A 26,389-nucleotide genomic window follows, 5' to 3' on the forward strand; every position below is an offset into this window, starting at 1 on the left:
ACAGGGAAATCAAAAAACCGACAAATATTGATAAATTGACTGCCTTTTGACGCATGGCTATAATAGGAATATTGAGAACGAAAGGGGAACTAGGAACGGCATGAAAAGAATCGCTACTTTCATTATCGTCGTGCTCGTTGCGACGGGGATCATGGCTTGGTCCACGCCGGGATTACTCGACAGTGTCCGGTTAGGCCTTGATCTTAAGGGAGGCTTCGAGATTTTATATGAGGCGACTCCGCTTGAACCGGGACAAAGTGTTACAAAGCAGTCCCTTACGCGTACGGCGGAAAGTTTGGAAAAAAGAGCGAATGCGCTCGGCACCAGCGAACCTGAAGTCACCACAGAAGGCACCAACCGGATTCGCCTTAAACTCGCAGGTGTAACAAACGAAGCCGAAGTCAGAAAAAAAATGAAGGAACCGGCAGTGTTGACTTTCCGCAGCGCAGACGGCTGTAAGGTGCCTGAAAAGAACGCTACGGAAAAAGATATATATTGCAAGGTGGAACTTGTCGGAAGCGACTTTGTCGAGAACGGGGCCGCTGTTGGTTACGACCAGTTGAACCGTCCTGTTATCGATATTAAAGTCAAGGACAAAAAGAAATTCGCCGATGTCACCAAACGTTTGGTTGGACAAAACCTCGCGATTTTCCTCGATGAAACGATGCTTTCGGATCCGCGAGTCCAACAAGAGCTGACAGACGGAAAAGCGCAGATTACAGGCAGCTACACCTTAGATGAGGCCAAGCAGATCCGCGATACGATCAATCTCGGCGCTTTGCCTTTGAAACTGACGGAAAAATACTCGCAAAGCGTAGGCGCGACACTTGGTAAACAGTCGCTTGAGAAAACGATCGAAGCCGGGATTATCGGCTCCATCGTCATTTTAGTGTTTATGATCGGGATGTACCGTTTGCCTGGCATAATTGCAAGCTTTGGTCTGATCGTTCATACATGGCTGCTTATTCTCGTATTTGTATGGGCCGACTTTACGCTGACGCTGCCAGGGATAGCCGCGTTTATTCTCGGGGTCGGGATGGCAGTCGATGCGAACATCATTACCAATGAACGGATCAGGGAGGAATTCCGCAACGGCAAAAGCGTTATGTCGTCGGTTAAAGCGGGCAACAAATCTTCCTTGCGCACGATTCTCGATTCGAATATTACGACGATTATCGTCGGTGCGGTCATGTTCGCTTTCGGAACAGGCGCTGTCAAAGGTTTCGCGCTCGTGCTGATCGTCGAAATCCTGTTGAGTATCTTGACCAACGTGTATTTCACCCACTTCCTGCTAGGTCTGTTGGTTAAGGCAGGACTGCTTAAAAAACCGAAGCAGTTCGGGGTAAAGGAGAGTGAAATCAATGCACTTTAAAAAGGAATTTGACTTTGTAAAGCTGAGCAAATATGCGTATATCTTCTCGATCGCACTTACGATTGCGGGGATTATCGCCCTTGCCGCTTTCGGTTTGAACTACGGCGTTGATTTCCAGGCAGGCTCGAACGTGGACGTGAAGCTTTCCAAAACCCTGACGAAAGCCGATATAGAACCGGTGCTTGACAAGATTGGAATTGCCAAAGATGCAACGATCTCCCCAGGGGAGAATCGGATGGGTATCCGCTTCACGAAAGTATTAACCGAGGACCAGGATGAACAGCTCAAAGCCGCTCTGCTTAAATTGGATGGCAAGTCTTCCATGGAAGTGAACACTGTCGATCCGGAAATGGCGAAGGAACTCGGGCGAAACGCTATCTATTCCGTTCTCATATCCTGTATCGGGATTATCATATACGTAAGTATCCGGTTTGAATGGCGTTTTGCCGTGGCCGCCATCATCGCGCTGCTGCATGACGCGTTTATGGTTGTAGCCGTCTTCTCCATCTTCCGGTTGGAGGTCAGCCTGACTTTCATTGTCGCTGTGCTGACGATCATCGGTTACTCGATCAACGATACGATCGTTATCTTCGACCGTATTCGCGAGAACTTGCGTTTCGGCAAGCAAAAAACACGTGAGGACCTGACGAACCTGCTCAACCACAGTGTCAATCAGATGCTGATGCGTTCCTTGTATACGGCATTTACCGTATTCATTGCAGCCTTCTTTCTGTTCCTTTTCGGGGGAGAATCGATCAAAATGTTCTCGCTCGCCATGGTTATCGGCCTGATCTTCGGGGCTTACTCCTCGATCTTCATCGCCAGCCCGCTGTGGTTGTTCTTTAAACACAAGCAAAAACCTAACCGGAAAGCGGTCAAGCCTTCCAAAGCGTAAGGCAAGCTGTACTACGGGTGAAAGCCGCGTCTTCTGCGACGCGGCTTTCAATCTGATCAAGAACTTTTCATGTGAATCTCATCCACAGCTCACTCATCTCGAAAACACGGATGTAAGGGATCGAAAGGCGGCAGTTGCATCCATTTCAAAGAATAGAATCGGCATGCTGGGCCTGCCGGAGAGGAGGCAAACATGAGCAATCAACGTTCACATTCTTCCGATACCGTCACCTGGACGGGGATGATCGGCGACTTGTCGCTTGCTGTTTTTAAAGGCGGGGTAGGATATTTCACTGGCAGCAAGGCTTTGCTGGGCGACGCCTTGCATTCTGCCTCCGATGCTGTGTCCGCTTTGAACCGGCTTATCCCTAGGCGCTCGTCTTTGAAAGGGAAAGGGAAAAGCAAACGTCCAACCCGGCCGTACAAGACAGAACCTGTGTTTGCAATTATTTTTGCGGTGCTAGTTCTGATGGGAGGGCTGCAAATCGCAGTCGCTTCAATCAGGGATATCGCTTCAGGGAACATTCGCATACCAAGGCAATTTGCTCTGATTGCTATTTTTATGTCTTTGGCTGTCAAAGAAGCCATTTTCCAGTTTCAATATCATTATTCGAAAAAGCAGGGGGATGGGCGGCATACGGCTTACGCTGAAGAGCATCGTTTCAGCTTGTATTCCTCATTGATCGTATGCATCGGCGTATTTCTGTCCGTGGCCGGAGATACCTTTGGGTGGAAAGCAATGACCTATATGGATCCGGTTGCTGCTTTGGTCGTAGCGGGTTTGGTGCTCCGGAAAGGGTATCTATTGATCATGAATTCGTTATACGGCTCGCTTGCTTCCGAAACGGAGCAGGAGGATGCCATCAGCTTTATCGAGACGGTTCAGCGGGTGCACGGGATTATTACCGTTGATGACCTGAAGACCAGGGAGCAGGGGCATTATATCACAGTGGACCTCAAGATTAGCGTAAATCCACGGATTACTGTTCTTGAAGCGAATGAGATCGCCGAACGGGCTAAAAAATTGCTGATGAACCGCTTTGTGCATGTTAGTGACGTGAAAATTCAAGTCGTTCCTTATGATCCCGGTTATCCGTACAAAACCAATCATCAGCTTGCGGATAACGATATGCCGACACTGATTCAATAGTTTTTTAGGGAATGCAAGTTTGTCAGCGCGATCAAAAAATAATAGACCATTCGATTTCCGAAAGTAGCCGTAATGACGGGCATTTTCCGTGCGAATCTGATTCACGATTTTTTTTGATCGCGCCTGACGGGCAGGGAAAGAAAGGTGAAGACGATTGTTAGAATCAAAATATTCCTGGCGGACTCCGGCCGGCAGCAGGGAGAAGGCGCGAAGTTTGGCAGAGGCTCTCTCGGTATCTCCGTTAACGGCTTCGCTTCTTGCTTCAAGGGGGATTGACAGCGCTGAAGCAGCGGCAAATTTTTTGAACGGAAATTTGGATGCACTGCATGATCCTTATTTGCTGCTAGGCATGGAGAAGGCCGTGCCAAGAATCCAACAGGCGATTGATCATGGGGAACATATTTTGATTTATGGGGATTACGATGCGGATGGCGTTTCCAGCACTTCATTAATGATTTATTTCATGCGGCATATGGGGGCTTCCTACGATATTTATATTCCGCATCGCTCCAACGAAGGATATGGACTACATAATCATGCGCTGGATTGGGCCCATCAGCAGGGAGTAAGCCTCGTGATTACAGTGGATACCGGAATCAGTGCGGTGGAGCAAATCGCGTATGCCAACGCTTTGGGGATCGATGTCATTGTAACGGATCATCATGAACCTCCGGAAGTGCTTCCCGAGGCTTATGCGTTGATCAATCCTAAGCAGCCGGGATGTCCGTATCCTTTCAAAGGCCTCGCGGGCGTGGGTGTAGCATATAAGTTAGCTCAGGCAGTACTGAAACAGCCGCCGGTCGAATGGACGGAAATCGTAGCCATCGGAACGATCGCCGACCTGATGCCATTAACCGGTGAGAACCGCATCTTGGTCAGCCGCGGCCTGGAATCCATGCGCCGCACCTCCTTTCCCGGCATTCGGGCTCTGATGGAAGTAAGCGGGATTGCTCCGGGAGCTGTCACATCCACCAATGTGGCATTCGGGATGGCGCCGCGGATCAATGCCAGCGGACGCCTCGATCATGCCGGTTCGGCGGTGGCCTTGCTGACGACGGAAGATGCCGAAGAAGCGCAGCGGCTGTCTCATGCACTGGATGAACTCAACAAAGAAAGACAACAGGTCGTGGAAACGATCGTGCAGGAAGCGCTTCTTCAATTGCAAGCTAAAATGAAGGATAACAACGTTCCGGATGTGATTGTTCTGGCAGGGGAAGGTTGGAACGTGGGTGTCGTAGGAATCGTCGCCTCCAAAATTCTCGAGCGGTATTACCGCCCCGTCATTATTTTGGGCATAGATCCGGAGACCGGAATGTGCAAAGGTTCAGCCAGATCCATCCCGGGGCTTGATATTTACGAAGCGCTTACTTCCTGTAAAGATCTTATGGATCATTATGGCGGCCATCCGTCCGCAGCCGGAATGAGTCTGAATCGGGAGCAGCTTGAGGCGTTTGAACAGGCCTTGAACCTCTATGCCGGACAGGTATTAACGGAAGCGGACTTTGTGCCTGTCATGCCAACGGATGGAGAATGGACACTGTCGGATATTCCGCTCTCTGTCGTTGACGAAATCGAAATGCTGGAACCCTTTGGTATGGCCAATCCGATGCCAAAGCTGATTTTTCGGGGAACGCAGCTGGCAGAGATACGGAAAATAGGCAAGGACGGCAAGCACTTGAAGCTTGTTGTCCGGCAAGGCGGAACGCGCATCGAAGCTGTAGCTTTCGGCAGGGGAGATCTGGCGGAGCTGCTTGAGGAAGGGATGACGCTCGATATTCTTGGGGAGGTTTCCATTAATGAATGGAACGGGTCAAGAAAACCCCAGCTTATGCTGCAGGACTTGAATATACCGGGTCCACAGGTATTCGACTTCCGTGATTCCAAGCAGCCTTGGGCTGACATGCAGCGGGTATACAACGCGGTTTCTGCGCATTTGCGGCTGGATTATCGGCATATCGCTGCCGTGTTTAATCCTCGTCTCGAAAGTTCCCCCAAATTGGAATTGAATGATTGTACCCTTTGGGTATATGATAAGAATGCTGGAATTTCGGCATTTAACGATGCGGCGAATATTTACGGTACGGATCATGTTACAACACTGTTTATGATTCATGCGCCTGATTCCGCAGATCAGTTGGATACGCTGCTTGCCTCGTTCAAGAATCTATCCAACTTATTTCTTCTTCATTCCGGACGAAGCAAGGCAGAGCGGATCACAATTCCGGATCGTGAACAGTTTAAACTGCTGTATGTACTATTGATGCGTATGGCGGCAGAACCGATCAGGGAGCAGGAAGCGCTTGTGCGTCTTAGTAAGCAGTCTTCCTCGACCCTTCGCATGGTTACGATGATGATGGACGTATTCGAGGAGCTTTCGTTTATACAGCGGCGCGACGGCTATATAACGATCATTCCGAAGCCGCCAAAGCGGGAGCTCAGCAGTTCCATGCATTTTTCCGCATTGGGCAGCTTGGCCGAAATGGAGCAGCATTTGCTGTATGCAAGCACCTCACAGTGCACCAGCTGGATGATATCCCGCCTGGAAGGCGTCAGCTAAACGCATGACCTTTTGTATATTACTTAGGAGGAGATTAGATTGAACTATAAAGATTATATTCGGGTGATTCCCGATTTCCCGCAGCCAGGGATCAGCTTTAAGGATATTACGACATTGCTTCAGAACGGAGAGATCTACAAAAAAGCCATCAACGACATGAAAGAGATGGTATCCGCCCTGAAAATCGATGTTATTGCCGGTCCTGAGGCGCGTGGATTTGTTGTAGGAGCTCCTCTGGCTTATGCGCTTGGCGTCGGCTTTGCTCCGATTCGTAAAAGCGGAAAACTTCCATACGAAACCATTGAGATCGGATATGACTTGGAATACGGCAAGGATCGTCTGGCGATGCATACGGACGCTGTCCGCAAAGGACAGAATGTATTGATTGCAGACGATTTGCTTGCAACCGGAGGTACGATTTCTACATCCGTCAATCTGGTGAAGCAGCTTGGAGGCAATGTCGTAGGGGCTGCATTCCTGATTGAGCTGGCGGCTCTGAACGGCCGCAATAAGCTGCCAGGGGTGGAAGTATTCTCCTTGATGACCTATGAAGACTAAACTGAAATGAATAAATGCTGATCCGGAAGAGACGTTTCCCGGGAAATAATACCTTTGGCTGATTACGGCCGAGGGTATTTTTTTGCTCTTTTTCCCCATTCCCTAATAAAACTTCAGTTGGCATATATCCGCTTGGTTCCTAAGGGGCCACAACTAATTCAACCGGAATAAAACTCCTATTTTTCATAATAAACAGAAAAAATTCTTTTTCAGGCGCTATAATTTTGTTATAATTTCCATTGAAAGCGGTTTAATATCTGTTTTTGTTGAAAAAACACCGCTGGAATCGGTCAGTCTTCTTTGGGATGACATCTTTAGACTTTTTATGTCTGAAAAATCTTGTGCATCACTATTACGCAAAGGGGCCGAGAACATGAAAAAGAGTAAAAAAAGAACTGTCAGCGTTTTATTGTCTGTGTTGCTGCTATCGTTTTTGTTGAGCGCTTGCGGAGGAGGAAAGTCAGGCGGGGAAGAAGGCGGTAAAAGCGCCGGTCCCGTTAAGCTGGAGTTTTGGACGATTTCGCTGCAGCCGACTTTTACCGATTATTTCAACAAACTGATTGCCGATTATCAAAAATCGCATGAGGGCGTGACCATTGAGTGGAAAGATTATCCGTACGATGCAGTCACCAATAAACTTCTGACCAGCATTGCCAGCGGCAGCAGTCCGGATGTGGTGAACCTGAATACCGAGTTTGCCAGTCAAATGGGATCCAAAGGCGCAGTGGTTGATTTGAATTCTTTCCTGACCGATGAGCAGAAACAATCTTATTTTGAAGGGATTTACAACTCGACGGTAATTGATGGCAAAGCCTATGCGCTTCCTTGGTATACGGGTACGGAGGTTTTGTTCATGAACACCAAAATCGTCAAAGATGCCGGGCTTGATCCGGCCAATCCGCCGAAGACTCAGGATGAGCTGGCCGCATGGGCCAAACAGATCAAAGAAAAGACGGGCAAATCGGGTTACGCGAGACAATGGGTATCCAACCTGTTCCCGAGGGAAGGCATTAAACTCCTGAACGATGACAAGTCGGCCGCGGCCTTTAATACGCCGGAAACGAAAACGATTCTGGAAGACATCAAGCAGAAAATCGCGGACGGCATCATTGTGAAGGAGGACGTACCTTTTACAAAGCAGATCCAGTATTACTCCAGCGAGCAGGTGGCCTTTGAAATGTCTGGGCCGACATTCATCAACTTTTTGAAAACTTCCGCACCGGACGTATACAAAAACACCATCGCCGTGCCGCTGCCTACCGGCCGTTCTGGCGTACGCCTGTCCAACAGCATGAATCTTGTCGTGCCGGCCAAATCGAAACATCAAAAAGAAGCCGTGGAGTTTGCGGCCTTTGTCACGAACGCAGAAAATCAAACTTCCTTTGCCAAAGCGGCTAATACGCTGCCGTCAACCAAAGAATCGATCAAAGATCCGTTTTTTACCGAATCGGACAATTCACTTGAGTCCCAAGCCAAAATTACCTCCGCCAACAGCTTGGATAAAGCGATTGATTATATGGTCGGCGTACCGAATGCAACGGATATCAACGCGGCCATAGCCAGAGGTTTGCAGAAGATCATGCTTAACGATGCGGATATCAATGCCACGCTGGATGCGATGGAGCAAGAGGTTAATCAGGTATTAAAAAAGTAGCCGGGCAAAAATGATCCGCTTATTGAATCCATGACTGACTATGGATTTTGGCAAATTGCTCGGGTGAGGACGGTGATACAAGGCATGAAAAAATGGGTTCATTCCGAATCCTTTACAGCATGGACGTTTATGGCGCCCGGACTGATTCTCGTTGCCGTATTTGTATTTTGGCCAATCATTTATGGAATTCCGCTATCTTTTACCGATTATTCCGTCATTTCCGAAACGCATTACGTCGGCTTTGATAACTTTGTCACGGCCTTTCATGATTCCAATTTTCTCACATCTTTATGGAATTCGCTGCTGTACGTCATCATCGTTCCAGTGATTCAGATCCTGTCGATTTTGATGGCTATTTTGGTCAATGGTAAAATCCCCGGCGTGAAAATTTTCCGTACCGCTTATTACATCCCTGTCGTCACTTCGATGGTCGCCGTGGCTTTGATCTGGAGCTGGCTGCTCAGCAATAACGGCGTGGTCAATTTTATTTTGCTTAAGCTGGGGTTGATCCATGATCAAGTCGCGTGGCTGTCGACAAGCAGTACGGCATTGTTTGTGCTGATGTTCATCACGATGTGGAAAGGGCTCGGGTATTATATGATGCTGTATCTGGCCGGGCTGCAGGGCATCCCTTCGGATTTGTATGAAGCCGCGCGGGTAGACGGCGCGAGCCGCTGGCATGTCATATGGAGCATTACGATCCCGCTGCTGCGTCCGCATATTCTGTTCTGCTCTTTAATTTCATTAATGGCAGCGATCCGCGTCTTTGACGAGGTCTACATTTTGACGAAAGGCGGACCAGGTACTTCGACCCTCACTTCCAGCGTGTATATTTTCCAAAAGGGCCTGGAGCAGTTTAATTTCGGTTATGCCTCGGCACTCGGACTGATTGTGAGCGTTTTGATCGGCGGGCTTAGCGTGCTGGTGTTCCGTTTTAATCAGAAAGGCGGTGTCAATCCATATTGATAATCGCGATTTCAAAAAACAAATGGCTTACTATAATCAGATTATTGATTGTTTACGTACTGTTGCTGGCGCTGGCCGTATTTATGATGGGACCGTTTTTATGGCTGCTCAGCGTGTCGCTCATGCCAGGCAAAAATGTGTTTTCCAATCCGCCGGCCATTTTGCCGACCTTTATCGATTTTGATAACTACGTTAAGGTTTGGCAGTTTATGAACTTTCCGAAATACATCTATAACACGGTGGTGATTACGGCCTTAGGCGTTGTATTTAACGTCATATTGGCCGCATTGACGGCCTACCCGCTTGCCACTTTTCGTTTCAAAGGCCGAAACCTGATCTTTGGATTGCTTATTGCCACCATGATCATTCCTTCATCAACCGCGATGATTGTTCATTATTTGACGATCCAGTGGCTGCATTTGGCGGATTCATTTCTGGGCGTCGTGCTGCCGTCCGCCGTTTCGGTGTTTAATATTTTTCTAATGCGCCAGACTTTTCTGGGCATTCCGCCGGATATCCGTGATTCGGGCAAAATGGATGGCGCATCCGAATTCCGGATTTGGTGGCAGCTGGTGCTGCCGCTGGTCAAACCGGCTATTGCCGTCATTTCGCTGCTGGAGATGATGGCGTTCTGGAACAATTTCCTATGGCCGATCGTCGTGCTCGATGATCCACAAAAGTATCCGCTGGCTGCGGCGCTTACCTATTTAAACGGACAGTTCTCTTATAATTTCGGCTGGATTGCGGCGGGGACGATGATTTCCGTGCTGCCGATCATTATCGTGTTCCTGTTCACCCAGCGCTACTATATGGAAGGGATTGCGGGTGCGATCAAAGGATAGCAGCCAATACACTGAATTTCATGAGTAAAAGGGAGCTGGCACAGTCATGACTAAACGAAACAAAATCGTATTTATCCCGCTGGACGAACGGCCTTGCAACTATGAATTCCCGTATCTGCTTGCACAGGGGACCGGGGTGCATATGGCGCGTCCGCCTATGGAGATGATGGGCCTCAAAAAGAGACCGGGAGACACAAAGCGGCTGTGGGGTTGGCTGGAGGAACAGTCTGCAGATGCGGACGGGGCCATCATTGCTCTGGATACGCTTTTGTATGGCGGCATCGTTCCTTCCCGGCTGCATGATATGGACCATCCGCAGGTGGCTGAACGCTTGCAAAGGCTGCGGGAACTCAAGCGGTGGAATCCGGATTTGAAAATATTCGCTTTCCAGCTTATCATGCGCTGTCCGCAATATTCGCTGTCGGATGAAGAGCCTGATTATTACGCGGATTGGGGCCGGGAGATTTTCCGGAAAGGATATATCGGCCATCGTTCGCAGCTCGGGATTGCAACGACAGAGGAGCTCGCGGAACTGGAGGATATCAATCGCCGCCTTCCGGCCGAGGTTCTTGAGGATTATATGGGCCGCAGAGCCGTTAATACAAGTGTTATCCTCGATGTCCTGGACTTGATTGCTGAGGGGACAATTGATTTTATGATTATCCCTCAGGATGACTCGGCGCCATACGGACATACGGCTAAAGATCAGCAAAAGGTAAGGGCGAAGATTTCAGAGCTTGATCTGGAACTGAAAACGTATATGTATCCGGGAGCGGATGAAGTCGGCTGCACGCTTCTCGCCAGAATGCTGAATGGTAACCTGAACAAAATTCCACTCATCTATCCGCGAATGGCTTCGGTGAAGGGGCCTTTTGTGACGCCGCTGCTCGAAGACCGTTCATTCTATGAAAGCTTGAAATATCACATCATGGCCGCAGGGGGCTTGATCGCATCTTCGGCGGCTGAAGCGGACTTGATTCTGCTTGTAAATACGCCGGGAGAAACGATGGTGGAAGCGACCTCGCAAGAGCAAGCGAATTTCAGTTACGACGTGTACCGGAACATTGTCGAATTGGTGGAGTACGGGGATTATATGCTCCGCAATCAGGGAAAACCCGTGGCCGTTGCCGATATCGGATATATGAACGGGGCAGACCGGAAGCTGGTGAAGCTGCTGAAGCAAAAAGAAATGCTGTTTGAGCTGGCCGGATTTGCCGGCTGGAACACAAGTTCCAATACACTTGGAACGGTTATTGCCCAATCGATGATCTACCTGCATGATGGCCCTACGCAGCAGCATCTGGATTTCCTGGCGCTTCGCTACGCGGAAGACTTATGTTATTGTTCCATCGTCAGAACGGCTTTAAATCAAGGCGAAGTCGAAGCGATGGGGCTGAGCAGGTTCGAGCTGGACGGACAACGCGGGAGGGTAGCGCAGCTGGTGAAGCAGCGGCTGGCGGATGCGCTTGAGGAGCGGGTGAACGGTAATGCAGGCCGGGTAGAAATTTTGGACTGCTGCATGCCATGGAACCGGACCTTTGAAGTGGGGCTTAGCGCGCGTTATCTTTTATCGGAATCATAATCAATTAGAAAATCGTTTATCGACGTACATTCTAAGAAGCCAGATCGCATTTAGCGGATGTTTTTCATTCAAGCAAAGAGCCGGCAGCTCCCGTCAAGGGGCTTGTCCGGCTCTTACGCTTTCTATCGATCATCAGTCAGGATTTTTTTCGACCAACTCATCATTTTTTTCATTGGAAAGTCCAAGCACCTCGATGAGTTTGAAGAACAGGCTGAGCGCGATGCCGACGATGGTAGCCAGCGCCATGCCTTTCAGATGAACTTTGCCGAGATCCAGTTGCACGCCGCTGATACCGACCACCAGCACAAGCGTGGCCAGAATCATGTTGGTAGGCTTGGAGAAATCGACCTTTTGCTCTACGAAAATGCGCAGACCCGAAGCGGCGATGACCCCGAACAGCAGCAGCGAGACGCCGCCCATGACGGGCACCGGAATATTGGCAATCACCGAGGAGAAGGTTCCCGAGAAGGAAAGGATGATCGCAAAGATCGCCGCGCCGGCAATAACGAAGATGGAGTACACTTTGGTTAATGCCATAACTCCGATATTTTCCCCATAGGTTGTGTTCGGCGTGGAACCGACGAAACCGGAAAGGATGGTAGAAATACCGTTGCCGAGCAGAGAGCGGTTAAGCCCGGGGTCTTTGGACAAGTCCTTACCGACAATGTTGCTGGTCACCAGCAGATGTCCGATATGTTCGACGATAACGACAAGCGATACGGGAATGATGGTAAGTATGGCATTCATATCAAATTTAGGAGTTGTAATCGTTGGCATTGTGAAGAGATGCGCATTTGCGATGGCTTCCTTATTAATCATGCCAGGCATAAAATAGGCGATGGCATATCCGGTAACGATCCCGATCAGAATATGAATGATTTTGGGAAAACCGCGGAACAGGACGGCGCCGATGACGGTAACGCCAAGCGTGGTCATCGAAAGGATCACGGCATTCGGATTAAACCAGTCGGCCGATGCGCCGGCCTGAGGGACAATGCCTGCCATACCGGCCGCGACGGGCACGAGCTCCAGACCGATCGTGGCGACGATGGCACCCATGGCTGCAGGAGGGAAAACGATGTCAATCCATTTGGTTCCGGTATACTGCACAATCAATCCGACAGCAATGAATATGAAGCCGGTAACTATAAATGCTCCGAGGGCAAGCGGGTAATTGTCCGTGTTACCCATCAGGACGAATTGCACCGGGGAAATAAAGGCGAAGCTTGATCCGAGGTAGGCGGGGATTTTGCCTTTACAGATCAAAATGTAGAGCAAGGTTCCGATTCCGTTCATCAGCAAAATCATGCCGGGGTCGACGCCGAAAAGGTTTGGTACAAGCACGGTGCTGCCGAACATGGCGAACAGATGCTGCAGGCTCAGCAGTATGCCCGGCCCCCAAGGAAGCTTTTCATTGACTTGAATTTCGCGTTGCAAATGGCTCACTCCCAAATTTCGAATTGTTTTTCGTTTCACGAATTGCATTCAATGAACTAGATTATCCAAGAAAACGACTTTTTTCAATCATTTTTTTTGCGATCGCAGCAAGAATTGCAAAAAAAGAGAAGATTGTTGCCGTGATTGCTTCTTGTTCCTCGCAAGAAATATTGACGTAGAGCCTTTCAAGCGTCATAATTATAGGAAATCTTGTTTGACCAGGGAACCTGCTTAGGATAAACGTCTGCGGGTTCTATTTCATATAGAAGGGAAACGGAAACGACTAGAATGGGCATTATGCGATTACTTGAAAAGGCTGAAGCCTATATAAAAGAGCCAGATTTGGAACGCATCCGGGAAGCCTATGATTTCGCGGATCAAGCCCACCACGGCCAGGTTCGCAAATCCGGCGAACCCTATATTCTGCACCCGCTCGCGGTTGCAGATATTGTCGTGAACTTGATGATGGATGCGACCTCCATCGTCGCCGCGCTGCTGCATGATGTCGTTGAGGATACCACCGTTTCACTGGAGGACATCAAAGCCAAGTTCGGCAATACCTGTGCGATGCTGGTTGACGGGCTGACCAAACTGGAGCGGATCCAGTTCCGTTCCAAGGAAGAGCAGCAAAACGAAAACTACCGTAAAATGTTCATCGCCATGGCGCAGGATATCCGCGTTATCGTCATCAAGCTGGCGGACCGGCTCCATAACATGCGTACACTGAAATACCAATCGGAAGAGAGCCAACGGCGGATTGCTTATGAAACGCTGGAAATTTTCTGTCCGATTGCGGATCGTCTTGGTATCTCGGCCATCAAAAGCGAAATGGAGGATCTGTCGCTCCGGTACTTGAATCCGCAGCAGTATTACCGCATCGCCAACTTGATTCATAAGAAACGCGCGGAACGCGAGCAATTTGTGGAGAACGTTATTTCACGGATCAGCGAAAAGCTGGACGAAATGGGTATCGAAGGAGATTTGTCGGGCCGACCGAAGCATATTTATAGCGTTTTTAACAAGATGACGACAAAAAACAAACAGTTCAATGAAATTTATGATCTGATTGCCATTCGCATTATTGTGGACAATATCAAGGACTGCTATGCTACGCTTGGAATCATCCATACTTTGTGGAAGCCGATGCCCGGACGCTTCAAAGATTACATCGCGATGCCGAAAGCGAACATGTACCAATCGCTGCATACGACGGTTGTAGGACCGAACGGGGAACCTACGGAGGTACAGATCCGCACCTGGGAAATGCACCGCACGGCTGAATACGGGATCGCGGCACACTGGGCATACAAAGAAGGTACCACGCCTGGGGGCAATTTTGAAAATAAAATGACGTTTTTCAGGGAGATTCTGGAACTGCAGCATGAAGCCAAGGATGCATCGGAATTCGTGGAATCTCTGAAAATGGATTTCTTCTCGGACCTTGTCTTCGTCTTTACGCCGAAGGGCGAGGTTATTGAGCTGCCTGTAGGCTCGGTGCCGCTGGACTTCGCTTACCGCATTCATACAGAGGTCGGAAACCGGACGATCGGCGCCAAGGTGAACGGGCGAATCGTACCGCTTGACCATCGTCTGAAAACAGGCGACATCGTGGAAATCCTCACCTCCAAACATTCCTACGGACCAAGTGCGGACTGGTTGAAAATTGCCCAATCTTCCCATGCGAGAAGCAAAATCAAGCAGTGGTTCAAAAAAGAAAAACGCGAAGAAAATGTGGAAAAAGGCCGCGATATGATCGAACGCGAGCTGAAAAACCGCGGTCTGGATCCGGCAGAGTGGACGACGGACGAAAAGCTGCTGGATGTGGCCAAAAAATTCGCCTTCAACGATGTGGATGATATGCTCTCAGGCATCGGTTTTGGCGGCATTACGGCATCCCAGATCTGTACTCGTTTAACGGAACGCCTGCGTAAAGAACAGGAAGAAGCAAGCCTGCTTGAGCTGACCGCAGAGAAAAAGGAAATCAAGGCGCCGCCTGAAAAAAGAACGCGACCGACTAACGGCGTGCGCGTCAAAGGCATCGACAATCTGCTTGTCCGCTTTGCCCGCTGCTGTAATCCGGTTCCGGGCGACGATATTGTCGGTTACGTCACGCGCGGACGGGGCGTTTCCGTTCACCGTACCGATTGTCCGAACATTGCGGTATCATCCGACGGCGAAGAAGCAGAACGTGTGATCGAGGTGGAATGGGAAGACGAAATCGAAGCGAATTACAGCGTGGACATCGAGATTACGGGCCATGACCGCAACGGACTGCTGAACGAGGTACTGCAGGCGGTTTCCGAGAGCAAAACGAATATTTCCGCCGTTTCCGGACGTTCGGATAAAAATAAAATGGCGCTGATCCACATGACGATTCTGATCCGCAACACCGATCATTTGCATTCGGTTGTCGAACGGATTAAGCGCGTGAAAGATGTTTATACCGTGCATCGGATTATTCAGTAACAGTCAAACTCCATCATTCGTGGAGTAATGCGAAAAGGAGCGTAATAAACCATCATGAGAGTTGTAGTACAACGGTGCAAAGAAGCGAAAGTGACGGTTGACGGGGAGACCGCGGGTCAAATCAATCAGGGATTGATGGTGCTAGTGGGCGTAACCCATGAAGACACGGAAAAAGATGCGCAATATTTGGCTGACAAGGTGGCCGGTTTGCGGATTTTCGAAGACGAAGAAGGTAAAATGAATTTCAGTGTCGCCGATGCCGGCGGCGAAATTTTATCCGTTTCGCAGTTTACGTTGTACGGCGACTGCCGTAAGGGCAGACGTCCGAACTTTATGGCGGCGGCTAAACCCGATGCGGCGCTTGCGCTTTACGACTGCTTTAATCGCGAGCTTGCGGCCAAAGGTTTGAAGGTTGAGACCGGACGTTTCGGCGCATTGATGGACGTGGAGTTTACCAATTGGGGGCCGGTCACGCTAATCATTGACAGTAAGGCGACGGCATAGGAACTCATCCGTTCGGGAATGCTGATAAAATAACCCCAGAATCAGCTTTTGCCGAAGGAGCTGTCATTTTATGCGTCAATCTTCCCAGGGAACTGCATTAAAAGAGCTGCCGCTCATTCCGCTCGAATCCGTAAAGGAAGCGGTAAAGCTGGAGCGGACAGGCAAAATTCCTTTTCCTTTATGGCATGGTTACAACAAAGGAACAGGATCGTCTCCATTCCGGCTGCGTTAATAAAAGAAAAAACGGCAAAAAAGCAGGTTTCTCATTGATTGAGATCCTGTTTTTTTTGAAAACCGATTCAAATTTCAGATTTAAGCCTGTTAGACATGCTTTCAATAGGGTAATTACAAAGTGTGCATGTCAATCCAATTCGTTCATGAAGGAGGCTAATGATCATGACAAAGCAAATTCAGGCTTATTTTAAAACTGAAGACGATGCGGAAAAAGCGAAAGCCCATCTGATCGGGGAAAATATCGAACATTTGGAAGTCGGGCGAATGTCAGCAGCGCCAAGCGGCCGCAGAAGAATCCTGCTGCCGTTAGTGCCTGCAGGTATGGCGGCCAACCCGAATCCGAGCGGAGCCTCCGGGATGGCCTGGGCGCCAGGAGCGGCTGGCATCCCGGCTGTTCCGGTGGTCGAAGAGGGAAGCGGTCTTCACCTTCAGCATGAAGGCATTCCGCCGGAATATAGTGGTGAAGAACATGAAGAAATTGAGGATGTTCCCGAATGGGCCGATTTGGATGCGGATGACTACCGCAACCTGGAATATATTTTGTCCTGTAAAGTAAAAGATAAAGACCATGCTGACATTGTTGATACTCTCCGGCATCATGGGGGGTATGTCGAAATTTTTGATTAGCACCGCCTGAAAAGTAAAAGACAAAAGCTAAGCGGATATACAGATCTTTTAAAACGCTTTCCTGTTTGTAATATAACTGTAATATTAGCTTCATCATCCTTTAATATAGCCTGTTTATAATAACTGCATGACCCCCTTTTTTAATATATAACCTTTGGACCTACAATACGGATTGTAGGTTTTTCTTTTGTTTCCCCCCTTGACTTTACTGAAGCGGTTCATTACAATCAAAAAATAATCTAAAAATCGATTCAATGACGGGACCAAGTAGTTCGTGACCCACCATCTCAGAGAGGAATCCCTAAGGCTGGAAGGATTCCATGGATGACCGGATGAATGACTTCCCAGAGAACAGGCGGCGAAAGCAAAAAAGCAGGCTCCTCGAGCGGGCAAGCTTGTGTTAGTAGACGTGCTGCGCGTAGCGGGCGTTAATCGTATGAAGCGGATGCATCGTAATGGTCAAGAAGCATCCGGAATGTGGGTGGCACCACGGGTGGTTGATTAAATCCAATCCCTCGTCCCTGTTTGCTTATGAGAGCGGCAGGGCGAGGGGTTTTTTGGTATATCCTCATCTTGCAAACCTGATCTTTATCTTGGAAAGCTTTGATTAAAAATATGATTCGAATGGAGGTAGACCGATGGCTTACCAAAAACCGACAGGCACTCAGGATTTTTTGCCGGGTATGGTGGAAAAGTGGCAATTTGTCGAGGAAAAAGCCAGGGACTTATGCCGGCGTTTCAACTACCGGGAAATCCGTACGCCGATGTTTGAGCAAACCGAGTTGTTTGAACGGGGCGTAGGGGAAACGACGGACATTGTCGAAAAGGAAATGTATACATTTAAGGACAAGGGCGACCGCAGCATGACGCTGCGCCCGGAAGGAACCGCAGGAGTTGTCCGCTCCTATGTAGAGAATAAGCTGTATGGGGAACCTGATGTCAGCAAGCTCTATTATATCGGGCCGATGTTCCGCTATGAAAGACCACAGGCGGGACGATACCGCCAGTTTCACCAGTTTGGCGTCGAAGCCTTCGGTGCTGTCGATCCGGCAATCGATGCCGAAGTGGTATCTCTGGGCTACCAATTCTGCAAGGAGCTTGGGCTGCAAGGGGTGAAAGTAGAGATCAACTCTGTCGGCAATCCGGCCAGCCGCGCGGCATACCGCGAGAAGTTGCTGGAATTCCTCACTCCGATGAAGGACAACCTCTGCAAGGACTGCCAATCCCGCATGGAGCGCAATCCGATGCGCGTCCTCGATTGCAAAGTGGATCAGGATAAGTTCGTGAATGCGCCTTCGATTCTGGACAGTCTCGATGAGGAATGCACGACCCACTTCGAGCAGGTGAAGCAGTATTTGACGGATATGGGCGTGGACTTCTACGTGAATCATCGTTTGGTTCGCGGGCTCGACTATTATACGCATACTGCGTTTGAATATAAGGCGCAGGGCATCGGCGCGATCGATACGATCGGCGGCGGAGGGCGGTACAACGGTCTGGTCAGCGAAATCGGCGGACCGGATCAGCCGGGGATCGGGCTTGGCCTCGGCCTGGAACGGATCTTGCTTATTCTTGACAAGCAGGAAATCGAGCTGAATGCGGTAAAACCGCTGGATGTTTATTTTGTGGCGCTGGGCGAAGCCGCGGACCGCGAAATCACGAAACAGCTGTATCAGGCGCGCAAGGAAGGCTTGTCGGCCGAACGCGATTACTTGGGCCGAAAAATGAAAGCCCAATTCAAATCGGCGGACCGCATGAATGCCAAAATCACGGCCATTCTCGGCGACGATGAGTTGGAGCGGGGCGAGATCGCGCTCAAATTGATGGCTACCGGCGAACAGCAAACGGTCAATCTGAACGAATTGGTTGAAAAGTTAAAGGAATTTGCCGAAAAGGCTTAAAGTTCGTGATCAAAAGCGGACTTTTTGAACAACCTCTTAAAACATAATAAAGGAGTATGAGAAAGCATGCTTAGGACTCATGACTGCGGAAGCCTGACTACAGGCCATATTGGGGAAACCGTAACACTGAATGGCTGGGTGCAAACCCGCCGCGACCTTGGCGGGGTATTGTTTATCGACCTGCGTGACCGCAGCGGTATCGTACAGATTGTATTCAACCCTGCATATTCCGGCGATGCGCTGGCGATCGCCGACAAGGTCCGCAGCGAATATGTGCTGTCGGTGACCGGTAAAGTCGTAAAACGCGACGAAGAAACAATCAATCCAAACCTCGCGACTGGCGAGATCGAAGTTCATATTACCGAAATTGAAGTATTGAATACGGCCAAAACGCCTCCGTTTTTCGTTGAAGACGGCATAGAAGTGGACGAATCGCTTCGTTTGAAATACAGATATCTGGACCTGCGTCGTCCGGAAATGCAAAAAACGCTGATGCTGCGCTCGAAAGCATCAAAAATATTCCGTGATTTCCTGGACGAGAACGGATTTGTCGATGTGGAGACACCGATTCTGACCAAGAGCTCGCCGGAGGGCGCCCGCGATTACCTGGTGCCTAGCCGCGTGCATTCCGGTGAATTTTTCGCCCTGCCGCAATCTCCGCAGCTGTACAAGCAGCTGCTGATGGTAAGCGGTCTGGAACGTTACTACCAAATCGCCCGCTGTTTCCGTGACGAGGACCTCCGTGCGGACCGTCAGCCTGAGTTTACGCAGGTCGACATCGAGACTTCCTTCCTCGACCGCGATACGCTTCTGAACATGATGGAGCAGCTGATGGTGAAATTGTTCAAGGAAACGATCGGCGTTGAGCTCGAAACTCCGTTCCAGCGCATCACGTACCAAGAAGCTATGGGCAAATACGGCTCCGACAAGCCGGATCTTCGTTTTGGCCTTGAGCTTGTCGAAATGAATGACATCGTGGCGAGCAGCGGCGTTAAAGTATTCGCATCCGTTATCGAAAAAGGCGGCGAAGTCAAATGTTTGAATGCTAAAGGCTGCGGTACTTGGAGCCGCAAGGACATCGACGACCTCGGTCCTTATGCCGCACGCTACGGCGCGAAAGGCTTGGCATGGATTCAAGTGAAAGACGGCGAATTCAAAGGGCCGATCGTGAAGTTCTTCACTGAGCAGGAAATCGAAGCGGTTAGAGAACGTACGGGAGCCGAAGACGGAGACCTGCTGCTGTTCTCCGCCGACAATAAAAAGGTCGTTGCCGACGTGCTAGGCGCGCTGCGTCTCAAAATCGGACGCGATCTTGGCCTGATCGACGACAATGTGTTCAAATTCGCGTGGGTTACGGACTTCCCGCTGCTGAGCTATGACGAAGAAGCCAAACGCTACGTAGCGGAACACCATCCATTCACCCGTCCAAACGACGAGGATTTGGAGCTGTTCGACACCGATCCGCTTAAAATGCGCGCACAAGCATACGACATTGTACTGAACGGCTATGAAGTGGGCGGCGGTTCGATGCGTATTTATAAACGCGAGGTTCAGGAGAAGATGTTTGATGCTCTTGGCATGACTCCGGAACTCGCGCGCGAGAAATTCGGCTACCTGCTGGACGCTTTCGAATACGGCACGCCTCCGCATGGCGGCATCGCTTTTGGACTCGACCGCCTCGTCATGCTTTTGGCCGGACGCAGCAATTTGCGCGAAACCATTGCATTCCCGAAAACGGCAAGCGCCACGGACTTGCTGATGGACGCGCCGTCTCCGGTCGATCCATCGCAGCTTGACCAGCTTCATATCAAACTGGCCAAAAAACCTGAAGATAACAAGGTCAAAGCCTAAGTAATAGAGGGAGGGCTCCATACACGATGCTCAACCAATTTTCCCGGACGGAACTTGCCATAGGGCCGGAAGGTCTGGAAGCGATGAAAAACAGCACGGTGGCCGTACTCGGCATCGGCGGAGTGGGCTCCATTGCAGTGGAGGCCCTCGCCCGCACGGGCGTCGGCAAGCTGATCCTGATCGACAAGGATGTCGTGGATATTACCAATATTAACCGGCAAATCCATGCGCTCACGACGACCGTCGGACAGAAAAAAGCCGACCTGATGGTCGAGCGGATTAAGCTGATCAACCCCGAATGCGAAGCGATCGCGCTGAATATGTTTTATACGGAAGAAACCTACGAAGAATTGTTTAAGTTTGACCTGGATTATGTATTGGACGCGTCCGACACCGTCTCTTACAAAATCCATCTGATCAAGGAATGTCTCAAACGCAAAATCCCGATCATCTCCAGCATGGGCGCGGCCAATAAAATGGATCCAAGCCGCTTCCAGGTGGCGGATATCTCCAAAACGACGGTCGATCCGATCGCGCGCGTCATCCGTACCAAACTCCGCAAGGAGGGCATCAAAAAAGGCGTGAAGGTCGTATTTTCGACCGAAGAGCCGATGAAGCCGCGGGTAGACGTAACGGAGAAAATCGTACCGGAAAATGCCCCTGCCATCCGCAAAGCGAAACAGCCGCCTGCCAGCAATGCATTCGTTCCGCCGGTGGCGGGTTTGATCATGGTTAGTGTGGCCGTCAAAGATCTGCTGAAGAAAGCCGGAATCGAAGTATAAAGAAAACCCGGTGCAGCATAACAGTCATATGGCGTGAATGTCCGTATATAACGGCGGTCACGCCTTTTTTAAATATAAGAGTTTATAATGTTCCGGGGGCCCCCGCAAAGTAATCGGAATAAGCTTCGAAGGCCGCACGTCACTTTGTGGGGTGATGTTATTTCGGATTCGGGTACAATTAGAACGTTTGTTAGATCTTTGGCGGTATCAGAAAGAGGAGGATTTCCTTTGAAATCAGGGTTTTGGCAAAATAGTCTCGGTCTCAGACCGGGCGACAGCTGGAAAAAAGAGCTCATTGCCGGAGTGGTTTCGTATTTTTCAGTTGTATACATTGTTATGGTAAACGCTAATATTTTGCATGATGCGGGCATGCCGCTGAAAGCGGCGATGATCGGCACCATCTTGACCTCGATCACCGGCTGTCTTTTGATGGCCTTTGGCGGCAAATCTCCGATCGTGGTCGTGCCAGGGATGGGGATCAACGCTTTTTTCACTTATACATTGGTCCATTCCATGAAACTGAGCTGGCAGGAAGCGCTGCTGGTGGTGTCGATAACGGGCGTTCTGTTTACGATTGTGGCCTTTACGTCCTTGTATCGGAAAATCAGCGAGTCCATACCGCATAATCTGCAGCACGGAATTACCGTCGGCATCGGACTGTTCATGACCTTCATCGGCCTGCAAAAAAGCGGTATCGTCATTGCGCATCAAACGACGTTTGTCGCCATCGGCCACTTTAGCGAACCGGCGGTGATCGTAGCCTGCATTACGCTGCTGCTGGCGCTCATTTTATTCATCCGGGGCGTTCAGGGCGGCCTGCTAATCAGCATTTTGGCGGGAACGGGACTGGCTTATTTGCTTGGTGCCATCAAGCCGCAGCAGCAAATGGAATCCGGTCATATTTTCAAGGAATACGGCACATTATTCGGACAGCTGTCATGGTCGGGAACCTTCAGTCTGGTCTTCTGGATCGCTGTTTTTCTGCTGTTATTGATCGTCGTTTTTGAAAATATCGGCCTCATCGCTTCTCAAACGCAGATGATTGATCGTCCCGAACGCTTCAAGGGAAGCTTGCGGGCGCTGTCGCTTACGAATATTTTCGCGGGAATTTTCGGCAGCAGCCCGGTTGTGGCGGCGGCGGAGACAACCGCAGGCATTGCGGCCGGGGGCCGGACCGGCATGACCTCTCTGGTGACCGCCGTGTGCTTCAGCGCCACGTTCTTTTTTATTCCGCTGCTTGCCTTTATTCCTGACAGCGCAATTGCTCCGATTCTGATCGTGATCGGCGGACTGATGGTGCAGAACGTCAAGGAGATGGATTTTGGCGATCTGACGGAAGCATTCCCGGGGTTTCTGATCATGGTCATGATTCCTTTCACATACAGTATTGTGGATGGCATGGCTTTCGGGTTCATCGCCTATCCGATCGTCAAACTGGCCCTAGGCAAGGGCAAAGAAGTTTCTCCGGTGCTTTATGTTATAGCCGCTTTGTTTGTCGCAAACTTTGTGCTGCATGCCTTGCTATAGACAGCATGAGGGAAAGGGGAACAGGACCGCTTGCCTTCCGGCAAGCGAGCTTGTGTTTTTCTAAGAGTGTTCACGAGAGTCGGGAGGAGGAATGACATGACACTCATACAATCATTCACAGAAGGACAAGAGATTACAGGGTTTTATCTATTGAAATCATCCACAATCAAACAAACGAATGCTACGCCGCCCAAGGATTATCTGGATATCATCCTATCGGATACGAGCGGGGAAATCTCGGCCAAATACTGGGATGCTTCCGCTGCAGACAAGGAGACCTTTTTTGCGCCGATGCTGGTAAAGGTCCGCGGCGTGGTCCAGCTGTACCGGGAACGCTTGCAGTTTAAAGTGAATAAAATCCGTCCGGCTGCCGAAGAGGACGGCTATCATATTACGGATTTTGTGCGCTCGGCGCCGGTCCCGCCCAATGATCTCGTATATGCCATCAAAACGGCAGCTTCGACGATTCAGGACACCGATATGCAAGTCATTATCGACCACTGCTTCGGCAAGGTCGGGGATAAACTGCTGCATTACCCTGCGGCTAAAGGCATGCATCATGCCTTTTATGCCGGTCTCGCCTATCATATGACGCGCATGCTGGAGCTGGCCGAATTCGTATGCATGCAGCGTCCTTTCCTGAACAGGGATTTGCTTGTGGCGGGCATCATTTTGCATGATATCGCCAAAACGGAAGAGCTGACGGCAGAGCTGGGCATCGTAAGCGAATACAGCTTTACCGGGAAGCTGCTTGGACATATTCCGCTTGCGGCTAGCTGGGTTACCGAGGCCGCAACCCAATATGGCATGGATTTGAACTCGGAAAAAATCGTGCTGCTGCAGCATATGATTTTGGCTCATCATAATTTGCCGGAATGGGGAAGTACCGTTCAGCCGCAAATTCCTGAGGCCCTTGCCCTTCATCTAATAGACCAGATGGATGCCAAGCTGCAGGCTGCGGAAGACGCGCTTGCCACCATGCCGGCGAATGAGGATTGGACGGCGCCGGTACGAGCGCTGGAGAACAAGTCGTTTTACCGGGCTAAAGGAAACTGAGACGCGGCAGGCGAGGCTTAAATACGTATTACAAAATCCCCGCAGGGCGTTTTAAAGGAGATTCATCATTCGAATGGTAAAACTACGTTCCGGGTTTGTCGCCGCTGCTGCGGTTCTTTGGATATTCGCGATGGTTGTGGCAGCCCATGCCGACTCATTGCGCAAGGGGGTTGTTCAGGTGCAGGAAAGGGAATCGCATAATGAAACCAAAAAAGAAGCTGGCGTAACGGAGAAAGCGGGCAAAAAGAACACGATCCGGGTACTGACCTACAATATTCACCATGGGGCGGGGATGGACCATGTCGTGAATTTGCAACGGATTGCCGATGTCATCCGGTCTACCAATCCCGATCTGGTTGCGCTGCAGGAAGTGGACCGTTATTTGATCCGAAGCGGGATGGCAAATCAAGCTGCTGTACTAGGCAGATTAACGGGCATGCATCATGAATTCGCCAAAGCGCTTGCTTTGGAAGGCGGCGAATATGGAATCGCCATTCTTTCCAGGCTTCCGATGGAATCGGTGCATACGATCATGCTGCCGAACGAAGCAGGCGGAGAACCCCGTGTAATGCTTACTGCAAAGCTGCTTCCGGGGCAAGGGCTGCCGGCGTTTGTGTTTGCAAATACCCATTTGGAATGGCAGGAAAACGCGGAGCTGGCTGAAAAAATCCGGAATGATCAGGCGAAAAAAATCCGGCAGTATCTGAAGGGGAAAACGCCGTATATACTGGCTGGCGACATGAACGCGCTCCCGGATTCGAAGCCGATGCATGTCCTGACGAAAGACGCGGAGGATGCAACGGTTTCAATTGGACCGACCCATGAGGAAGACGGGAAAATCGATTATATTTTATTCGACAAAAAAAGCGGGTGGAAGCTGGCTCTTACGGAGCGGATTCAAGAGAACACGGCGTCGGATCATTATCCCGTGTTCTCGATTTTTGAGTGGAGCCCACAGGGGAACATGACAAAGAATTAGCTGAAAAAGCCTATGTATAAGGGTTTTGTACATTCTTTATCCAAGGCGGACTCTGCTTGCACGGGATCAGGGTCCGTTTTAATTCTGCTAAAGGGAAAATACAGCAAAAAAACCGAAAAGACGCTCTATATAAGAGATCTTCCCGGTTTATGTAAAAAAAATATAAAAATTCGCGTTATTTTGTGAAACATATTGAAAGTAACATACGTATATGATACTATAAAATGTGCCCCAAAAATTATTATTAAATGATAATCAATTCCATAATAACATAATTTTCAATATAGGTCAATGGATTTTTTGAGGGGCAGGAGCGAAAGAGAATGGTCATCACGTAGAGATGATCTTTAGGGGGAGGGCGTACACGTGGCAAACGAGGAACACAATCATTTGGAAAAGGATGAAGCCGGTACGAACGATCATGAGCAAGCAGAATCTTATGCCGATGTAGAGCTTCTGCCGACAGGCATAAAAAATGACGACTCCGTGCGCATGTATCTGAAGGGAATCGGCCGCGTCGGCTTGCTGAGCGCGGAGGATGAAATTAATTTGGCCAAGCGGGTTGCCGAAGGGGATCAAGAGGCAAAAAAAATAATGGTGGAGGCCAACCTGCGCCTGGTTGTCAGCATTGCCAGACGTTATGCGGGACGGGGAATGCAGCTTCTCGATTTGATTCAGGAAGGGAATATGGGTCTGATCAAGGCTGTCGATAAGTTTGATTATACAAAAGGTTTCAAATTCAGTACTTATGCGACATGGTGGATCAGACAGGCGATCACGCGGGCGATTGCCGATCAAGGCAGAACGATCCGTATCCCTGTCCATATGATCGAAACGATCAACAAGCTCACTCGCGTCTCCAGACAACTGGTACAGGAATTGGGACGCGAACCCGAAGTAGAGGAGATTGCGCGTGAAATGGAGATGAGCGTGGAGAAGGTTCGGGAAATCATGAAGATTTCACAGGAGCCGGTCTCGCTTGAAACGCCGATCGGGGATGAAAATGATTCCAAGTTGGGCGATTTTATCGAAGATCATGACGCGCTTGCTCCCGTAGACTCCGCTGCTTATAAATTTTTGAAAGAGCAGCTCGGCGACGTGCTGGATACGCTAACGGAGCGGGAAGAAAACGTGCTTCGTCTTCGTTTTGGGCTGGAGGATGGCCGTACGCGGACGCTTGAAGAAGTAGGCCAGGTGTTTGGCGTAACGCGGGAACGGATTCGCCAGATTGAAGCCAAGGCTTTGCGCAAATTGAGACATCCCAGCCGAAGCAAAAGGTTGAAAGATTACATCGAATAAATGGGCTGTGGAAAGACGATGCTAAGGGCCAAGAGATTACAACTATTGACAACAATGGTTGTGCTCCTCTATACTGTGGCTTAGTTGCGAGTTTTTTCTTGCACCCGGGCATATGTATCCGTCACTGCAGATTAAGCTTTCGCATATCATG

21 protein-coding genes are annotated in these 26,389 nt (G+C 49.8%); 20 read left to right on the plus strand and 1 reads right to left on the minus strand.

Annotation, left to right across the window (positions count from 1 at the left end; translation table 11 throughout):
• The first annotated feature begins 100 nt into the window (after window positions 1-100).
• The 9 genes from secD (at window position 101) to L6442_RS08965 (ending at window position 11,575) form a co-directional block, all read left to right on the plus strand.
• Window positions 101-1,372 carry a protein translocase subunit SecD gene (gene secD, locus L6442_RS08925; protein ID WP_212979767.1) on the plus strand — a complete coding sequence of 424 codons (1,272 nt, stop codon included), beginning with the start codon at window positions 101-103 and terminating at the stop codon, window positions 1,370-1,372.
• On the plus strand, window positions 1,362-2,267 hold the full coding sequence (gene secF, locus L6442_RS08930; RefSeq protein WP_212979768.1) for a protein translocase subunit SecF: 906 nt from the start codon (window positions 1,362-1,364) through the stop codon (window positions 2,265-2,267). The genes secD and secF overlap by 11 nt, the downstream gene beginning before the upstream one ends.
• A 192-nt stretch (window positions 2,268-2,459) precedes the next feature.
• Window positions 2,460-3,416, plus strand: a complete 957-nt coding sequence (locus L6442_RS08935; protein WP_212979769.1) for a cation diffusion facilitator family transporter — start codon at window positions 2,460-2,462, stop codon at window positions 3,414-3,416.
• A 154-nt stretch (window positions 3,417-3,570) separates the two neighbouring features.
• Complete coding sequence (gene recJ / locus L6442_RS08940; RefSeq protein ID WP_212979770.1) at window positions 3,571-5,973, plus strand: single-stranded-DNA-specific exonuclease RecJ; 2,403 nt, start codon at window positions 3,571-3,573, stop codon at window positions 5,971-5,973.
• Window positions 5,974-6,012: 39 nt separating this feature from the next.
• On the plus strand, window positions 6,013-6,531 hold the full coding sequence (locus tag L6442_RS08945; protein WP_194232328.1) for an adenine phosphoribosyltransferase: 519 nt from the start codon (window positions 6,013-6,015) through the stop codon (window positions 6,529-6,531).
• A 373-nt stretch (window positions 6,532-6,904) separates the two neighbouring features.
• Complete coding sequence (locus tag L6442_RS08950; protein WP_194232327.1) at window positions 6,905-8,185, plus strand: ABC transporter substrate-binding protein; 1,281 nt, start codon at window positions 6,905-6,907, stop codon at window positions 8,183-8,185.
• Between the two features lie 84 nt (window positions 8,186-8,269).
• Complete coding sequence (locus L6442_RS08955) at window positions 8,270-9,151, plus strand: carbohydrate ABC transporter permease (protein WP_194232326.1); 882 nt, start codon at window positions 8,270-8,272, stop codon at window positions 9,149-9,151.
• On the plus strand, window positions 9,148-9,993 hold the full coding sequence (locus L6442_RS08960) for a carbohydrate ABC transporter permease (RefSeq protein WP_228101161.1): 846 nt from the start codon (window positions 9,148-9,150) through the stop codon (window positions 9,991-9,993). The genes L6442_RS08955 and L6442_RS08960 overlap by 4 nt, the downstream gene beginning before the upstream one ends.
• Window positions 9,994-10,039: 46 nt before the next feature.
• On the plus strand, window positions 10,040-11,575 hold the full coding sequence (locus L6442_RS08965) for a DUF4127 family protein (RefSeq protein WP_212979771.1): 1,536 nt from the start codon (window positions 10,040-10,042) through the stop codon (window positions 11,573-11,575).
• 132 nt (window positions 11,576-11,707) lie between these two features.
• Here the strand turns inward: L6442_RS08965 and uraA are convergent, their stop codons facing one another.
• Entirely contained in the window at window positions 11,708-13,012 is a 1,305-nt protein-coding gene (gene uraA / locus L6442_RS08970) for a uracil permease (protein ID WP_212979772.1), read from the minus strand.
• A 288-nt stretch (window positions 13,013-13,300) separates the two neighbouring features.
• Between uraA and L6442_RS08975 the strand changes: the two genes are divergently transcribed.
• The 11 genes from L6442_RS08975 (at window position 13,301) to rpoD (ending at window position 26,238) form a co-directional block, all read left to right on the plus strand.
• On the plus strand, window positions 13,301-15,478 hold the full coding sequence (locus L6442_RS08975) for a RelA/SpoT family protein (protein ID WP_212979773.1): 2,178 nt from the start codon (window positions 13,301-13,303) through the stop codon (window positions 15,476-15,478).
• A 54-nt stretch (window positions 15,479-15,532) separates the two neighbouring features.
• Window positions 15,533-15,982 carry a D-aminoacyl-tRNA deacylase gene (gene dtd / locus L6442_RS08980; RefSeq protein WP_212979774.1) on the plus strand — a complete coding sequence of 150 codons (450 nt, stop codon included), beginning with the start codon at window positions 15,533-15,535 and terminating at the stop codon, window positions 15,980-15,982.
• 70 nt (window positions 15,983-16,052) lie between these two features.
• Window positions 16,053-16,214 carry a hypothetical protein gene (locus L6442_RS08985; RefSeq protein WP_212979775.1) on the plus strand — a complete coding sequence of 54 codons (162 nt, stop codon included), beginning with the start codon at window positions 16,053-16,055 and terminating at the stop codon, window positions 16,212-16,214.
• 164 nt (window positions 16,215-16,378) lie between these two features.
• Window positions 16,379-16,843: a hypothetical protein gene (locus L6442_RS08990; protein ID WP_212979776.1), complete on the plus strand. Its 465-nt coding sequence runs from the start codon at window positions 16,379-16,381 to the stop codon at window positions 16,841-16,843.
• Between the two features lie 638 nt (window positions 16,844-17,481).
• Window positions 17,482-18,744, plus strand: coding sequence for a histidine--tRNA ligase (gene hisS, locus L6442_RS08995; protein WP_212979777.1), 1,263 nt, complete (start codon window positions 17,482-17,484; stop codon window positions 18,742-18,744).
• A gap of 66 nt (window positions 18,745-18,810) precedes the next feature.
• Window positions 18,811-20,595, plus strand: coding sequence for an aspartate--tRNA ligase (gene aspS, locus L6442_RS09000; RefSeq protein WP_194232317.1), 1,785 nt, complete (start codon window positions 18,811-18,813; stop codon window positions 20,593-20,595).
• A 26-nt stretch (window positions 20,596-20,621) separates the two neighbouring features.
• Window positions 20,622-21,377: a tRNA threonylcarbamoyladenosine dehydratase gene (locus L6442_RS09005; RefSeq protein WP_194232316.1), complete on the plus strand. Its 756-nt coding sequence runs from the start codon at window positions 20,622-20,624 to the stop codon at window positions 21,375-21,377.
• A gap of 228 nt (window positions 21,378-21,605) precedes the next feature.
• Window positions 21,606-22,904 carry an NCS2 family permease gene (locus L6442_RS09010; RefSeq protein WP_212979778.1) on the plus strand — a complete coding sequence of 433 codons (1,299 nt, stop codon included), beginning with the start codon at window positions 21,606-21,608 and terminating at the stop codon, window positions 22,902-22,904.
• A 96-nt stretch (window positions 22,905-23,000) separates the two neighbouring features.
• Window positions 23,001-23,960: a 3'-5' exoribonuclease YhaM family protein gene (locus tag L6442_RS09015; RefSeq protein ID WP_212979779.1), complete on the plus strand. Its 960-nt coding sequence runs from the start codon at window positions 23,001-23,003 to the stop codon at window positions 23,958-23,960.
• 73 nt (window positions 23,961-24,033) lie between these two features.
• Entirely contained in the window at window positions 24,034-24,939 is a 906-nt protein-coding gene (locus tag L6442_RS09020) for an endonuclease/exonuclease/phosphatase family protein (RefSeq protein WP_212979780.1), read from the plus strand.
• A 390-nt stretch (window positions 24,940-25,329) separates the two neighbouring features.
• Window positions 25,330-26,238 carry an RNA polymerase sigma factor RpoD gene (gene rpoD / locus L6442_RS09025; RefSeq protein ID WP_228101173.1) on the plus strand — a complete coding sequence of 303 codons (909 nt, stop codon included), beginning with the start codon at window positions 25,330-25,332 and terminating at the stop codon, window positions 26,236-26,238.
• Window positions 26,239-26,389 lie beyond the last annotated feature (151 nt).

It is taken from the genome of Paenibacillus azoreducens, from assembly GCF_021654775.1.
Lineage (GTDB): Bacteria > Bacillota > Bacilli > Paenibacillales > Paenibacillaceae > Paenibacillus_AQ > Paenibacillus_AQ azoreducens.

What these genes read in the sequence shown, in the direction of transcription:
- secD (WP_212979767.1), top strand. Translation starts at nt 101, where the DNA reads ATGAAAAGAATCGCTACTTTCATTATCGTCGTGCTCGTTGCGACGGGG.
- secF (WP_212979768.1), top strand. Translation starts at nt 1,362, where the DNA reads ATGCACTTTAAAAAGGAATTTGACTTTGTAAAGCTGAGCAAATATGCG.
- L6442_RS08935 (WP_212979769.1), top strand. Translation starts at nt 2,460, where the DNA reads ATGAGCAATCAACGTTCACATTCTTCCGATACCGTCACCTGGACGGGG.
- L6442_RS08950 (WP_194232327.1), top strand. Translation starts at nt 6,905, where the DNA reads ATGAAAAAGAGTAAAAAAAGAACTGTCAGCGTTTTATTGTCTGTGTTG.
- L6442_RS08955 (WP_194232326.1), top strand. Translation starts at nt 8,270, where the DNA reads ATGAAAAAATGGGTTCATTCCGAATCCTTTACAGCATGGACGTTTATG.
- L6442_RS08965 (WP_212979771.1), top strand. Translation starts at nt 10,040, where the DNA reads ATGACTAAACGAAACAAAATCGTATTTATCCCGCTGGACGAACGGCCT.
- L6442_RS08975 (WP_212979773.1), top strand. Translation starts at nt 13,301, where the DNA reads ATGGGCATTATGCGATTACTTGAAAAGGCTGAAGCCTATATAAAAGAG.
- dtd (WP_212979774.1), top strand. Translation starts at nt 15,533, where the DNA reads ATGAGAGTTGTAGTACAACGGTGCAAAGAAGCGAAAGTGACGGTTGAC.
- L6442_RS08985 (WP_212979775.1), top strand. Translation starts at nt 16,053, where the DNA reads ATGCGTCAATCTTCCCAGGGAACTGCATTAAAAGAGCTGCCGCTCATT.
- L6442_RS08990 (WP_212979776.1), top strand. Translation starts at nt 16,379, where the DNA reads ATGACAAAGCAAATTCAGGCTTATTTTAAAACTGAAGACGATGCGGAA.
- hisS (WP_212979777.1), top strand. Translation starts at nt 17,482, where the DNA reads ATGGCTTACCAAAAACCGACAGGCACTCAGGATTTTTTGCCGGGTATG.
- aspS (WP_194232317.1), top strand. Translation starts at nt 18,811, where the DNA reads ATGCTTAGGACTCATGACTGCGGAAGCCTGACTACAGGCCATATTGGG.
- L6442_RS09005 (WP_194232316.1), top strand. Translation starts at nt 20,622, where the DNA reads ATGCTCAACCAATTTTCCCGGACGGAACTTGCCATAGGGCCGGAAGGT.
- L6442_RS09015 (WP_212979779.1), top strand. Translation starts at nt 23,001, where the DNA reads ATGACACTCATACAATCATTCACAGAAGGACAAGAGATTACAGGGTTT.
- L6442_RS09020 (WP_212979780.1), top strand. Translation starts at nt 24,034, where the DNA reads ATGGTAAAACTACGTTCCGGGTTTGTCGCCGCTGCTGCGGTTCTTTGG.